Origin of the sequence: Enterobacter sp. 120016 (assembly GCF_018383635.1) — a bacterium.
GTDB classification, from domain to species: Bacteria; Pseudomonadota; Gammaproteobacteria; order Enterobacterales; family Enterobacteriaceae; genus Enterobacter; species Enterobacter asburiae_D.
Genome location: NZ_JAHAWC010000020.1, coordinates 21,063 through 33,794, shown reverse-complemented (window position 1 = coordinate 33,794; position 12,732 = coordinate 21,063). Strand labels below are relative to the sequence as shown.

Here is a 12,732-nt window from a genome sequence, read left to right as displayed (position 1 = left end):
CTAAATACAGGTAATGCTTTCGATTTATCCAGGGTAAACCGTGTTAAAGCCTTTTATTGTCTCTGCATTACTGATCTCTTCCGGCTGGGCGATTGCCGCTGAGCCGCCGCTGACGGCTGCCCATTATGCGCAGCAGCTGGGCGTCGGGATGGATGTGGACTGGGCGCGCACCGAGCGCGGCATACGCGAATTCGACCCGTTGGTAGTACGCGATTTTCGTGCAAAAGGCATTACCCACGTGCGCATCCGCGTGGCCGATGAGCCGACGGAAGCGCGGCTGATCCACCTGCGCAAGCTGGTGGAGGCCTGCGAGCAGTATGGCGTGATCCCGATAGTCGCTTATCAGGCTGATGAATATAAAAACGATCCCAAAGCCGATAACGAGAAAGAGACGATCAACTGGTGGATTGCCGTGGCGCACTATTTCGGTCAGAGCTACCCGCTGCTGGGCTTTGATCTTATTTATGAGCCGGCCGACAAGCTTAACCACAACCTCGCGTCGCTAAACCGCGTGTATGAAAAAACCATTAAAGCGATCCACGACATGGACCCGCAGCGCATGATCTTTATTGCGCCACGCCTGCGTGCCGCGCCGGAGGATTTATCCAGCCTGAAGCTGCCTGCGCACAGTCAAAATTTCCTGCTGGCGGAGTGGCATATTTTTCCGTGGGGGCCGCTGAAAAATAGCGGTAAATACCCGTGGACGTCCGGTACGGCGGCGGAGAAAGCGGCTATCCATAATCGCATCAATACCGCGCTGCGCTGGCAGCAAAAAACCGGGCACGTCAGCTGGGTCGGGGGCTGGGGCGTGGGGGAGTCAAACCACCTCACGCCAACTGCTTCGCAGCTGGCCTTCACCACCTTTATGGCCTGCGAGCTGCAAAAGGCGAAAATCCCGTATGCGCTTAACGCGGATTTCCAGTTTTACGACGGGGAAGAGGGGGCCTGGCGGTCTGCGCCAGAGCCGTTATTGCAGGCGATGATTGCGCCCGTCTGTGAAAAGCCCGGCGAGAAGCCGGGCCATCATGCGGTTAAACCGGCTGCTCGTGATGCGGGACACGCGACGCCAGCGGCAGCCAGCACAGTAAAATTAGCAGCCCCATCAGCGTCATCAGCAGGCCCAAACTAGCCTGCCCGGTCTGCGGCATCATGGCGGAGAGCCAGGCCAGCGCGCCGGAACCGATATTCTGCAAACCGCCCACCAGCGCGCCAGCCGTGCCTGCGAGGAACGGGAACGGCTCCATCGCGCCGCTGGTCGCCAGCGGGAACAGCATTCCCGCACCAAAGAAGAACAGCGCAGCTGGGATGAGCAGCGTCCAGACCGACATCACGTCAAACAGCCCCGGGATCCACATCATCAGACCCGCCAGCAGACAGCTGATCACCGACTGCCACATCAGGGTTGAGAAGCGTTTGTTCGGGCGTCCGGCAAACCACGCGCCGAAGAACGCCGCCGGGATCGGCAGAATAAACAGAATACTCACCACCATGCTGCTCAGGCCCAGCCCTGCGCCCAGCAGCACGCCGGAGCAGGCTTCGAACACCGCAATGCCCGCCAGGCCGCCGATCAGCATCAGCAGATAGCAGGTAAACGAGCCGTTACCGAAAAGCGTCTTATAGCTGGTGATGAGCTTCGTGCGCGGCGCGTCCTGCGGGCGCGTTTCCGGCATCCAGCGCGCCATGCTGAAGGTGACAATGATGCACAGCACCAGCAGGAAGGCGTAGCAGGCGCGCCAGGACCACATCGTGTCCAGCAGGCCGCCGATCAGCGGGGCCAGCAGCGGGCTGACCAGAATACCCATATTCAACAGGCTGTTGGCATGACGGAGCTGGGTGCCCTGATACATATCGCGCGGTAAGGTACGCGCCATCACCCCGCCGACACCTGTCCCGACGCCCTGCAGGGCGCTGGCGGCAATCAGTACGGTCAGGCTGTGGGTGGTTATGGCAATTACCGTCGCCACCATGAAAATGCTCATGCCCACCAGGATCACCGGGCGACGCCCGACGCGGTCGGACAGCGGGCCGTAGAAGAGCTGCGAAACGCCATAGGTCAGCAGGTAGGCTGCCATTACGCTCTGCACCGCGCCCTCGCGGACGTTCAATTCCTTTGCCATGTCGGCAATCGCCGGAATGTAGATGGTTTGCGCCATCTGACCGACGGCCACCAGTAACACCAGCATCAACAATAAGTTAACGTTCCTTTGTTTTTTCATGTCGCTGAATACTTTTGCCAAAAGAGAAAAATGAAGAATAAGTGACTACGCATTCCCATAAATGCGCGAGGAATCTACCACAGTGAGATGACAATTTAAGCATTGTCGTGGTGAATGAAAAAACCGGGAAAGGCAGGATTTGTAAACAAGAACGGCAACTAATGTTGCCAGTGATTTATGCCAGACGAAGCAGAATGGCACCGCCGGCAATTCCCAGCGCTGCGGCGATGCGCAGACCCGCAACCTTCTCTTTTAAAAGGACAAACGCGATCAGTGCCCCAAAGAGTATGGAGGTTTCACGCAGCGCCGCGACCACCGCCAGCGGTGCCTGCGTCATTGCCCAAAGCGCCAGGCCGTAAGAGCCCATGGTGCCAACGCCGCCGAGTAACCCCTTTTTCCAGTGCAGGCGCAGGTAGCCGGACGCCTCGCGCCGACGCGCCACCATCGCCCAGCTCAGCAGGCAGAAGCCGTTCATAAAGAAGGTCCACAGCGTATAGCCCAGCGCGGTTTCCGATAACCGCACGCCGGTGCCGTCCACCAGCGTGTACCCGGCAATAAAACAGGCGTTCAGCAGCGCGAGCCAGATCCCTTTGCGTGACTGCATTCGGCCATGCATCGCCATAATGAGAATCGACAGGCAGATTACCCCGATACCGGACCAGGCGAGCCAGGAGAGACGATCGCCGAGCGCCAGTACGCTGATCAGCGCCACCAGCAGCGGGGCGGTGCCGCGCATTAGCGGGTAGGTCTGGCTCATGTCAGAGACCTGATAGGTCTTCGCTACCAGCACGGTGTACACCACCTGTAAGGCGCAGGAGACGATCAAAAACGGCCAGCTTTCTGCAGATGGCTGAGGGGAAAACGGCAGTAAGACCAGAGCGATAACCGTGGCGGAGCCGCTGACGCTTATGGCGGAATAGAGCTTGTCCGTTCCGGCTTTGACGATGGCGTTCCAGCTAGCATGCAGCAGCGCGGCGAAGAGCAAAATGCAGAATACGGTGATGGTCATGGCGTATCGGGTGATGAATTGTCACTCAACTGTAACATTCACATCCTGATGCTGCCAGCCGGTTACACCGCACAAAAAAGGCGGTGCGTCACCCGCGGTTCGTCTGAGACCAGCGTAAAACCCGCTTGATGATAAAACCCGCAGGCACTGTCCGGCGCGTGGGTATTCAGGAAATCAAACCAGATGCTGGCATCGGCCATGACCACGGTCAAAAGCTGTTTGCCAATGCCCTGCCCGCGGCACTTCTCGCTGACGTAGAGATGGCGAATGCGCCCGGCGCGCGGCTGCAGGCTGAACGGATCGCGATTCAGACCACATACGCCCACCAGCTTGCCGTTGAGAAACGCACCCAGCAGCTTTTCACCCGGCGCGTTAAAGCGGTTCTCACCGCGCTGCCAGTTCTCCTCTAGCCTGCGCAGCATGTTGAAATTCAATGCGATACTTTCCGCCTTCAGGGCGATATACCCCGGCTCATCCGGTGTGACAGGCTCAATTAACAGACGCGACATAGCATTCCCTCGTTATTAAAGAGGGGCGGTTGCCCGCCCCTCTCAGGTGCGACTTGAACCTGAATTACCGAAGGAATTTCAGGACAGCATCAAGCAGTTGCAGTACTGCAACAATGAGTTTGAGGATAAGTATCACCATATCCACTACGCTCATACGCGTCTCCTTTTGGTTAAAAGGAGCACGATGCTGGCGTACCTTTCCGCCGCCTGTTGCCAGCACCTGGATTGACGTAACACAGTGTGCTCACTTCAGGGGGTTAAGGCACTGACGGCACCACCCGTTTCAGCCAGGACTTCGTTGCGCCGGTAGAACTGCGGCCCCCTCGCTCACTGCGAACACCCTCAGTATAGATAAATACTGTATGTATGAACAGTATTTTTTGGACAAAATCAGGAAGGCGATCCATACTCAAAAACGTCAAAATCCGTGCCGGAATTGCGCGTTCGTCTTCGATCGCGTATACTTTTTGCGTTGACGTAACACAGTGTGTTCTGCGGCAACCAACCGCAAAACCCTGATAAAAACCTCGCTTAGGCGGGGTTTTTTGTTTTCTGGTCTGCCCATAAAAAGATGCCCGTTGACTTATTGGCAATGCGTGTCATCATTGCCATAATGGCAACGGACGCGGCAGGCATGCAGTATGCATTTAATCTCTATGAAAGCTATTTTGGATGCGGTAACCCAGTTTCCGCAGCACAAGGAAGAACTCCTTTTTTTGGGTCGCACCATCGAAAAGAGCCATTGCCCGACACCTGCTGCGCTGAAGAAACTGTTTCCGACGCTGGATAACTTTAAGTATCTGGATAAGCATTATGTTATTGATATTGCAAACAACAATCTTAGAGTAGTGGCTCTCATATTCTTTGAAAGCCAAAAGTTTTATGTGCGACATGTTTTTACTCATAAGGAATATGACCGTTTTACGGAGAAACATCGCACTAAGGGGAAGAAATGATGATCGTCGCTGATGCAATGAAAGCTACGCATGCCCTTGTTGCGGCCGTGCCTTTACTGGGTGAACAGCCGAGCGAGAAAGATTATAAGGATGCGCTAGAGCTGGTTGAGTATCTTCTTATGAACGAGCCCGATAGCCCCTTGTTGGATATTGTGTGCGCCAGGATTAGCCGTTACGAAGCCAATCGGCCAGAGATAGTCGCATTACGCAAGGAGATGGAGTCCGTTCCCGTCGGTATTGCGGTTTTAAGAACTTTGATGGATCAGTACAACCTGACGATATCGGATTTTCAGGATGAAATTGGCAGTAAATCGATGGTTTCACGGGTTCTGAATGGCCAGAGGCAGCTTACTCTGAACCATATTAAAAAGCTGGCGGCCAGATTTGGGGTATCACCTGCTCTGTTTATTGAGTGAGTAAAAACCGACTTTTTGAGAGTTATCACCCAACAAACGAAACGTGATCCCTGACGCATTTTTGCGCAGATGAAAATATTTCCATTGTCACGCCCGAAAACCTGTGTTTGTATAAATTCAATCAATGATTCCAAACACAGGTCCCCAATGACTTCATCCATCTTCACTTCGACCCTACTAAAAACTGCGCAACCAGCCGCAGTGGTCGTCGTGCGTGTGGTGGTGGTCGTCGGCAATGCGCCGTAGGGACTGGATCAACACACGAATCCAAAACCCCGCCGGCGCAAACCGGGCGGGGTTTTTCGTTTAGGACCCCTCCCGGATACGCTAAGTAGTTCGGGTTGCAGGAAGGCGGCAAGTGAGCGAATCCCCGGGAGCGTACACAGGTACGTGACTGGGGTGAGTGAACGCAGCCAACGCATCTGCAACCTGAAATACGACGCGTAACGTCGGCCCAGAAGAAAAGGACTGGAGCATGGCAATTTCGGGCACAACATCCAACAAGACGCGTTTTACCGGCGCGCAGCTGATCGTTCATTTGCTGGAACGGCAGGGCATCACCACCGTTGCGGGTATCCCGGGCGGTACGGTGCTGCCGCTGTACGATGCGTTAAGCCAAAGCACGCAGATCCGCCACGTGCTGGCGCGCCACGAGCAGGGGGCAGGCTTTATCGCTCAGGGCATGGCGCGTACCCAGGGCAAACCGGCGGTCTGCATGGCCTGCAGCGGTCCGGGGGCGACCAACCTGGTCACCGCCATCGCCGACGCGCGCCTCGACTCCATTCCGCTGATCTGCATTACCGGCCAGGTACCGTCCTCCATGATCGGCACCGATGCGTTCCAGGAAGTGGACACCTACGGCATCTCTATCCCCATCACCAAACATAACTATTTAGTTCGCGATATCAGCGAACTGCCTCAGGTTATCAGCGATGCGTTCCGCATTGCGCAGTCCGGCCGCCCAGGCCCGGTGTGGATAGACATTCCTAAGGATGTCCAGACCGCAGAGATCGAGATCGACGTACTGCCCGAGCCGGGCGAGCGTGCCCCCGCGCCGGAATTCAGCGCTGAGAGCGTGCGCGACGCCGCCGCCATGATCAACGCCGCTAAACGCCCGGTACTCTATCTGGGCGGCGGGGCGATTAACGCTGCGGATGAAATCCGCCAGTTTGCTGAAAAAGCCAACCTGCCGACCACCATGACCCTGATGGCGCTGGGCATGCTGCCGAAAGCGCACCCGCTCTCTCTCGGCATGCTGGGCATGCACGGCGCGCGCAGCACCAACTACATCCTGCAAGAGGCTGATTTGCTGATTGTTATGGGCGCGCGTTTTGATGACCGGGCGATTGGCAAAACCGAGCAGTTCTGCCCGAACGCGAAGATCATTCACGTGGATATCGATCGCGCCGAGCTGGGTAAAATCAAGCAGCCGCACGTGGCGATTCAGGGCGACGTGGCCGAGGTACTGGCGCAGCTGATCCCGCAAACCGACGCGACCGAGCGCGCCGACTGGCGTCAGCTGGTGGCCGATCTGCAGCGCGAGTTCCCGGGGGCCATACCAACAGAAGGCGACCCGCTGAGCCACTACGGGCTGATCAACGCCGTGGCCGCCTGCGTGGACGACAGCGCGATTATCACCACCGACGTGGGCCAGCACCAGATGTGGACCGCCCAGGCCTACCCGCTGAACCGTCCGCGCCAGTGGCTGACCTCCGGCGGGCTGGGAACCATGGGCTTCGGCCTGCCCGCGGCGGTTGGTGCGGCGCTGGCTAATCCGGACCGCAAGGTCATCTGCTTCTCCGGCGACGGCAGCCTGATGATGAACATTCAGGAAATGGCGACCGCGGCCGAAAACCAGTTAGACGTGAAAATCATCCTGATGAACAACGAGGCGCTGGGGCTGGTGCACCAGCAGCAGAGCCTGTTCTACAAGCAGGGCGTGTTTGCGGCGACCTATCCGGGGATGATTAACTTTATGCAGATTGCCGCCGGTTTTGGCCTGCATACCTGCGATCTGAACGCGGAAGAAGACGCCCACGCGGCGCTGCAGGCGGCGATTTCTCGGCCCGGCCCGGCGCTGATCCACGTGCGTATCGACCCTGAACAAAAAGTGTATCCGATGGTGCCGCCGGGTGCGGCAAATACTGAGATGGTGGGGGAATAAGCCATGCAGAAACAATGTGATAACGTCATTCTGGAACTCACCGTCCGCAACCACCCTGGCGTCATGACCCACGTCTGCGGGCTCTTTGCCCGCCGGGCGTTTAACGTGGAAGGCATTCTCTGCTTGCCGATTCAGGGCAGCGAGCACAGCCGCATCTGGCTACTGGTCAACGACGATCAGCGTCTGGAGCAGATGATGGCGCAGATCGACAAGCTGGAAGACGTCACCAAAGTGGCGCGCAACCAGTCCGATCCCACCATGTTTAACAAAATTGCGGTGTTTTTCGAGTAAATCACTTAAGGTAAGAGGCTTTTGCCGGATGGCGCTGCGCTTATCCGGCCTACAAGGACTTTACACGTAGGCCGGATAAGGCGTTTACGCCGCCATCCGGCGTGTTCACGCATCAGGATCAACCCATGACCACCATCGCTCTCATCGACGACCACCTTATCGTCCGCTCCGGCTTTGCCCAGCTTCTGAACCTCGAGCTGGATTTTCAGGTCGTGGCCGAGTTTGGTTCCGGCCGCGAGGCGCTGGCGGGCCTGCCGGGGCGCGGGGTGCAGGTCTGTATCTGCGACATCTCGATGCCGGATCTCTCCGGGCTGGAGCTGCTAAGCCAGCTGCCGAAAGGGATGGCGACGATTATGCTGTCGGTCCACGACAGCCCGGCGCTGGTCGAGCAGGCGCTCAACGCGGGCGCGCGCGGCTTCCTCTCTAAACGCTGTAGCCCCGACGAACTGATCGCCGCGGTGCGTACTGTCTCCACCGGCGGCTGCTATTTAACGCCGGATATCGCCATCAAGCTGGCGGCCGGACGTCAGGATCCGCTCACCAAACGCGAGCGTCAGGTTGCGGAAAAACTCGCGCAGGGGATGTCGGTAAAAGAGATTGCCGCCGAGCTGGATCTGTCCCCGAAAACCGTACACGTTCACCGCGCCAACCTGATGGAAAAACTTAACGTCAGCAACGACGTCGAGCTGGCGCGCCGCATGTTCGACAGCTGGCAATGAGTCCCGTCTTTTCGCGGCTGATCGCCGTTGTCGCCAGCTTTTTTATCTTCTCCGCCGCCTGGTTTTGCCTGTGGAGCATCAGCCTGCACCTGGTGGAACGCCCCGAGCTGGCGGTGCTGCTGTTTCCCTTCGGCCTGCGTCTGGGGTTAATGCTCCAGTGTCCGCGCGCCTACTGGCCGGTTTTGCTCGGCGCAGAGTGGCTGATGCTGGTCTGGCTGGCGCAGGAAGTCGCCCTCGCGCACCTGCCCTTATTGATGACCGGAAGCCTGCTCACGCTTCTCCCGGTTGCCCTCATTTCCCGCTACCGCCACCAGCGCGACTGGCGCACGCTGCTGCGCCAGGGGGCGGCGCTGATTGCCGCCGCGCTGCTGCAGTCGCTTCCGTGGGTAGGCGAGAAGGAGATGCTCAACGCCCTGCTGCTGACCCTGACCGGCGGCCTGACGCTGGCACCAACCTGCCTCGTGATCTGGCACTACCTCACCAGCACCGTCTGGCAGCCGCTCGGCCCGGCGCTGGTTTCCCAACCGGTGAACTGGCGCGCCCGGCACCTCATCTGGTATTTGCTGCTGTTTGTGGTGAGCCTGTGGCTCCAGCTTGGCCTGCCCGCCGAGCTTTCACGCTTTACCCCATTTTGCCTTGCGCTGCCGATTATCGCCCTGGCCTGGCACTACGGCTGGCAGGGGGCGCTGATCGCCACGCTGATGAACGCCATTGCGCTGATTGCCAGCCAGACCTGGCACGATCATCCGGTGGATCTGCTGCTTTCCCTGCTGGCCCAGAGCCTAACCGGGCTGTTGCTCGGCGCGGGCATACAGCGCCTGCGCGAGCTGAACCAGTCCCTGCAAACCGAGCTGGCGCGCAACCGTCGTCTGGCGGAGCGTCTGCTGGAGACGGAAGAGAGCGTGCGGCAGGAGGTTGCCCGCGAGCTGCACGACGATATCGGCCAGACCATCACCGCTATCCGCACCCAGGCGGGCATTGTCCAGCGCCTGGCGGCGGAAAACGCGGGCGTGAAGCAGGGCGGGGCGCATATTGAACAGCTTTCGCTGGGCGTCTATGACTCCGTTCGCCGACTGTTAGGACGGCTGCGCCCGCGCCAGCTTGACGACCTGTCGCTTGAGCAGGCGGTGCGTTCCCTGATGCGCGAGATGGAGCTGGAAAGCCGCGGGATTATCAGCCATCTCGACTGGCGTATAAATGAGCCTGCGCTGAGCGAAGGCCAGCGCGTGACGCTGTTCCGCGTCTGTCAGGAGGGGCTGAACAATATCGTCAAGCACGCCAGCGCCAGCGCGGTCACGATCCAGGGCTGGCAGCAGGACGAGCGCCTGATGCTGGTGATTGAAGACGACGGCTGCGGCCTGCCGCCGGGCTCCAGCCAGCAGGGCTTTGGCCTGGCGGGCATGCGCGAGCGCGTGAAGGCGCTCGGCGGCACGCTGAACATCTCCTGCACCCACGGGACGCGCGTCAGCGTCAGCCTGCCGCTACGGAGTTACCATGTTTAAAACCCCTGCCAGCGCCGCGCCGATAGGCGACAAAGCGGAAATCGACTCCCGCTACCGCTACTGGCGTCGCCATATCCTGATGACCATCTGGCTCGGCTACGCGCTGTTCTACTTCACCCGCAAAAGCTTCAACGCCGCCGCGCCGGAAATCCTCGCCAGCGGCGTGATGACGCGCACCGATATCGGCCTGCTGGCGACGCTGTTTTACATCACCTACGGCCTGTCGAAGTTCTTCTCCGGCATCGTCAGCGACCGCTCCAACGCGCGCTATTTCATGGGCGTTGGGCTGATCGCCACCGGGGTGGTGAACATCCTGTTTGGTTTCTCCACCTCGCTGTGGGCCTTTGCCCTGCTGTGGGCGCTGAACGCCTTTTTCCAGGGCTGGGGCGCGCCGGTCTGCGCCCGCCTGCTCACCGCCTGGTACTCGCGCAACGAGCGCGGCGGCTGGTGGGCAATCTGGAACACCGCGCATAACGTCGGCGGGGCGCTGATCCCTATGGTGGTGGGTGCCGCGGCGCTGCACTACGGCTGGCGTGCGGGGATGATGATTGCCGGTGGCCTCGCAATTGTCGCCGGGCTGTACCTCTGCTGGCGCCTGCGCGACAGGCCGCAAACCGTCGGCCTGCCGCCGGTGGGCGACTGGCGACACGACGAGATGGAGATTGCCCAGCAGCAGGAAGGCGCGGGGCTGACCCGCAGGGAGATCCTCACCAAATACGTGCTGAAAAATCCGTACATCTGGCTGCTGTCGCTCTGCTACGTGCTGGTCTACGTGGTGCGCGCGGCGATCAACGACTGGGGCAACCTGTACATGTCCGAGACGCTCGGCGTGGATCTGGTGACCGCCAACTCGGCGGTGACGATGTTCGAGCTGGGCGGGTTTATCGGCGCGCTGGTGGCGGGCTGGGGATCGGACAAGCTGTTCAACGGCAACCGCGGTCCGATGAACCTGATTTTTGCCGCCGGGATTTTGCTCTCCGTCGGCTCGCTGTGGCTGATGCCGTTCGCCAGCTACGTGATGCAGGCGGCGTGCTTCTTCACCACCGGCTTCTTCGTGTTTGGCCCGCAGATGCTGATCGGCATGGCGGCGGCGGAGTGTTCCCACAAAGAGGCGGCAGGCGCGGCGACGGGCTTTGTCGGACTGTTTGCCTATCTCGGCGCATCGCTCTCCGGCTGGCCGCTGGCGCGGGTGATCGACGTCTGGCACTGGAGCGGTTTCTTTGCGGTGATTGCCATCGCGGCGGGGATCTCCGCTCTGCTGCTGCTGCCGTTTTTGAACGCGCAGGCGCCGCGCGAGGTGAGCGAAGCGTGATGCGCCTCACCTTTTCGCCCCGAGTGGCGCAAAACTAGGAAATTTTCCCGGTTTTACCTGGACGCTGTCTCAGGCATCTCTCCCGGCTGATTTTTACAATGCTGCAAAAATCAGCTCAGGAGTAACTCAGTCATGCTGGCCTTCTTAAATCAGGTGCGCAAGCCGACCCTGGATCTGCCGCTCGACGTGCGGCGCAAGATGTGGTTCAAACCGTTCATGCAGTCCTATCTGGTGGTCTTCATCGGCTACCTGACCATGTACCTGATCCGCAAAAACTTTAACATCGCGCAGAACGACATGATCTCAACCTACGGGCTGAGCATGACGCAGCTGGGGATGATTGGCCTGGGCTTCTCCATCACCTACGGCGTGGGGAAAACGCTGGTTTCCTACTACGCGGACGGCAAAAACACCAAGCAGTTCCTGCCGTTTATGCTGATCCTCTCTGCCATCTGTATGCTCGGCTTCAGCGCCAGCATGGGCGCGGGCTCCGTCAGCCTGTTCATGATGATCGCCTTCTATGCCCTGAGCGGCTTCTTCCAGAGTACCGGCGGGTCGTGCAGCTACTCCACCATCACCAAATGGACGCCGCGCCGCAAGCGTGGTTCGTACCTCGGCATGTGGAATATCTCCCACAACCTCGGCGGGGCGGGTGCGGCTGGCGTAGCGCTGTTCGGTGCAAACGTTCTGTTCGACGGCCACGTGATCGGCATGTTTATCTTCCCGTCGATTATCGCCCTGATCGTCGGCTTTATCGGCCTGCGCTACGGCAGCGACTCCCCGGAATCGTACGGCCTCGGCAAAGCCGAAGAGCTGTTCGGCGAGGAGATCAGCGAAGAGGACAAAGAGACCGAAGAAAACGAGATGACCAAATGGCAGATCTTTGTTGAGTACGTGCTGAAAAACAAGGTGATCTGGCTGCTGTGCTTCTCAAACATCTTCCTCTACGTGGTGCGTATCGGTATCGACCAGTGGTCGACCGTGTATGCCTTCCAGGAGCTGAAGCTCTCTAAAGAAGTGGCGATTCAGGGCTTCACCCTGTTCGAAGTGGGCGCGCTGGTCGGCACGCTGCTGTGGGGCTGGCTCTCCGACCTCGCCAACGGCCGTCGTGCGCTGGTGGCCTGCGTCGCGCTGGCGCTGATTATCGCCACGCTCGGCGTCTATCAGCACGCCAGCAACCAGTACGTTTACCTGGCGTCCCTGTTCGCGCTCGGCTTCCTGGTGTTTGGCCCGCAGCTGCTGATCGGCGTGGCGGCAGTCGGTTTCGTCCCGAAAAAAGCGATCGGCGCCGCCGATGGGATTAAGGGCACCTTCGCCTACCTGATCGGCGACAGCTTCGCCAAGCTGGGTCTGGGGATGATCGCCGACGGCACGCCGATTTTCGGCCTCACCGGCTGGGCGGGCACCTTCGCGGCGCTGGATGCGGCAGCGATCGGCTGTATCGTCCTGATGGCGATGGTCGCGGTGCTGGAAGAACGTAAGATTCGCCGTGAGAATCGCGCGCAGAAATTAAAAACAGCCTGAGTGTGCAGGTAACTTCTTTGCCCGGTGTGTGATGCCGGGCTTTTTTACATTTTCGCCGACGGCGTTAATTCCTCCTCCCCGAATTCTTCAACATCTTTTCAGTACACTATTATG

At 59.2% G+C, this 12,732-nt stretch carries 14 protein-coding genes; 10 read left to right on the top strand and 4 right to left on the bottom strand.

Annotated features, from left to right (window positions below):
• The first annotated feature begins 40 nt into the window (after positions 1-40).
• Positions 41-1,129, top strand: a complete 1,089-nt coding sequence (locus KIF87_RS20555; RefSeq protein ID WP_213330433.1) for a cellulase family glycosylhydrolase — start codon at positions 41-43, stop codon at positions 1,127-1,129.
• Here the strand turns inward: KIF87_RS20555 and emrD are convergent.
• From emrD to tisB, 4 genes are all read right to left on the bottom strand, one after another.
• The gene (gene emrD, locus KIF87_RS20550; RefSeq protein WP_032662106.1) at positions 1,032-2,216 is read right to left on the bottom strand and encodes a multidrug efflux MFS transporter EmrD; all 1,185 of its coding nucleotides are present in this window, start codon (positions 2,214-2,216) and stop codon (positions 1,032-1,034) included. The genes KIF87_RS20555 and emrD overlap by 98 nt on opposite strands.
• Before the next feature lie 175 nt (positions 2,217-2,391).
• Positions 2,392-3,225 carry an EamA family transporter gene (locus tag KIF87_RS20545; RefSeq protein ID WP_213330431.1) on the bottom strand — a complete coding sequence of 278 codons (834 nt, stop codon included), beginning with the start codon at positions 3,223-3,225 and terminating at the stop codon, positions 2,392-2,394.
• A gap of 62 nt (positions 3,226-3,287) precedes the next feature.
• On the bottom strand, positions 3,288-3,734 hold the full coding sequence (locus tag KIF87_RS20540) for a GNAT family N-acetyltransferase (protein ID WP_213330429.1): 447 nt from the start codon (positions 3,732-3,734) through the stop codon (positions 3,288-3,290).
• Positions 3,735-3,798: 64 nt separating this feature from the next.
• Positions 3,799-3,888 carry a type I toxin-antitoxin system toxin TisB gene (gene tisB / locus KIF87_RS20535; RefSeq protein WP_023309830.1) on the bottom strand — a complete coding sequence of 30 codons (90 nt, stop codon included), beginning with the start codon at positions 3,886-3,888 and terminating at the stop codon, positions 3,799-3,801.
• Between the two features lie 487 nt (positions 3,889-4,375).
• On the opposite strand from tisB, the gene KIF87_RS20530 reads away from it, so the two are divergent.
• From KIF87_RS20530 to uhpT, 9 genes are all read left to right on the top strand, one after another.
• On the top strand, positions 4,376-4,690 hold the full coding sequence (locus tag KIF87_RS20530; RefSeq protein WP_032662028.1) for a type II toxin-antitoxin system HigB family toxin: 315 nt from the start codon (positions 4,376-4,378) through the stop codon (positions 4,688-4,690).
• Positions 4,687-5,106, top strand: a complete 420-nt coding sequence (locus KIF87_RS20525) for a helix-turn-helix domain-containing protein (protein WP_139156876.1) — start codon at positions 4,687-4,689, stop codon at positions 5,104-5,106. The genes KIF87_RS20530 and KIF87_RS20525 overlap by 4 nt, the downstream gene beginning before the upstream one ends.
• A 147-nt stretch (positions 5,107-5,253) precedes the next feature.
• Positions 5,254-5,352 (top strand): ilvB operon leader peptide IvbL, encoded by a 99-nt coding sequence (ivbL, locus tag KIF87_RS20520; RefSeq protein WP_057979964.1) that lies wholly within the window; start codon positions 5,254-5,256, stop codon positions 5,350-5,352.
• 229 nt (positions 5,353-5,581) lie between these two features.
• The gene (gene ilvB, locus KIF87_RS20515; RefSeq protein WP_213330427.1) at positions 5,582-7,270 is read left to right on the top strand and encodes an acetolactate synthase large subunit; all 1,689 of its coding nucleotides are present in this window, start codon (positions 5,582-5,584) and stop codon (positions 7,268-7,270) included.
• A 3-nt stretch (positions 7,271-7,273) separates the two neighbouring features.
• Positions 7,274-7,561, top strand: coding sequence for an acetolactate synthase small subunit (gene ilvN / locus KIF87_RS20510; RefSeq protein WP_015570113.1), 288 nt, complete (start codon positions 7,274-7,276; stop codon positions 7,559-7,561).
• 125 nt (positions 7,562-7,686) lie between these two features.
• Complete coding sequence (gene uhpA / locus KIF87_RS20505; protein WP_213330425.1) at positions 7,687-8,280, top strand: response regulator transcription factor UhpA; 594 nt, start codon at positions 7,687-7,689, stop codon at positions 8,278-8,280.
• A complete protein-coding gene (gene uhpB / locus KIF87_RS20500; RefSeq protein WP_213330423.1) occupies positions 8,277-9,782 on the top strand; it encodes a signal transduction histidine-protein kinase/phosphatase UhpB in 1,506 nt (501 codons plus the stop codon). Before uhpA ends, uhpB begins: the two co-directional genes overlap by 4 nt.
• Complete coding sequence (locus KIF87_RS20495) at positions 9,775-11,094, top strand: MFS transporter (protein WP_213330421.1); 1,320 nt, start codon at positions 9,775-9,777, stop codon at positions 11,092-11,094. The genes uhpB and KIF87_RS20495 overlap by 8 nt, the downstream gene beginning before the upstream one ends.
• 132 nt (positions 11,095-11,226) lie before the next feature.
• Entirely contained in the window at positions 11,227-12,618 is a 1,392-nt protein-coding gene (gene uhpT, locus KIF87_RS20490; protein WP_213330419.1) for a hexose-6-phosphate:phosphate antiporter UhpT, read from the top strand.
• Positions 12,619-12,732: the final 114 nt, after the last annotated feature.

What these genes read in the sequence shown, in the direction of transcription:
- emrD (WP_032662106.1), bottom strand. Translation starts at nt 2,216, where the DNA reads ATGAAAAAACAAAGGAACGTTAACTTATTGTTGATGCTGGTGTTACTG.
- KIF87_RS20545 (WP_213330431.1), bottom strand. Translation starts at nt 3,225, where the DNA reads ATGACCATCACCGTATTCTGCATTTTGCTCTTCGCCGCGCTGCTGCAT.
- KIF87_RS20540 (WP_213330429.1), bottom strand. Translation starts at nt 3,734, where the DNA reads ATGTCGCGTCTGTTAATTGAGCCTGTCACACCGGATGAGCCGGGGTAT.
- tisB (WP_023309830.1), bottom strand. Translation starts at nt 3,888, where the DNA reads ATGAGCGTAGTGGATATGGTGATACTTATCCTCAAACTCATTGTTGCA.
- KIF87_RS20530 (WP_032662028.1), top strand. Translation starts at nt 4,376, where the DNA reads ATGCATTTAATCTCTATGAAAGCTATTTTGGATGCGGTAACCCAGTTT.
- KIF87_RS20525 (WP_139156876.1), top strand. Translation starts at nt 4,687, where the DNA reads ATGATGATCGTCGCTGATGCAATGAAAGCTACGCATGCCCTTGTTGCG.
- ivbL (WP_057979964.1), top strand. Translation starts at nt 5,254, where the DNA reads ATGACTTCATCCATCTTCACTTCGACCCTACTAAAAACTGCGCAACCA.
- ilvB (WP_213330427.1), top strand. Translation starts at nt 5,582, where the DNA reads ATGGCAATTTCGGGCACAACATCCAACAAGACGCGTTTTACCGGCGCG.
- ilvN (WP_015570113.1), top strand. Translation starts at nt 7,274, where the DNA reads ATGCAGAAACAATGTGATAACGTCATTCTGGAACTCACCGTCCGCAAC.
- uhpA (WP_213330425.1), top strand. Translation starts at nt 7,687, where the DNA reads ATGACCACCATCGCTCTCATCGACGACCACCTTATCGTCCGCTCCGGC.
- uhpB (WP_213330423.1), top strand. Translation starts at nt 8,277, where the DNA reads ATGAGTCCCGTCTTTTCGCGGCTGATCGCCGTTGTCGCCAGCTTTTTT.
- KIF87_RS20495 (WP_213330421.1), top strand. Translation starts at nt 9,775, where the DNA reads ATGTTTAAAACCCCTGCCAGCGCCGCGCCGATAGGCGACAAAGCGGAA.
- uhpT (WP_213330419.1), top strand. Translation starts at nt 11,227, where the DNA reads ATGCTGGCCTTCTTAAATCAGGTGCGCAAGCCGACCCTGGATCTGCCG.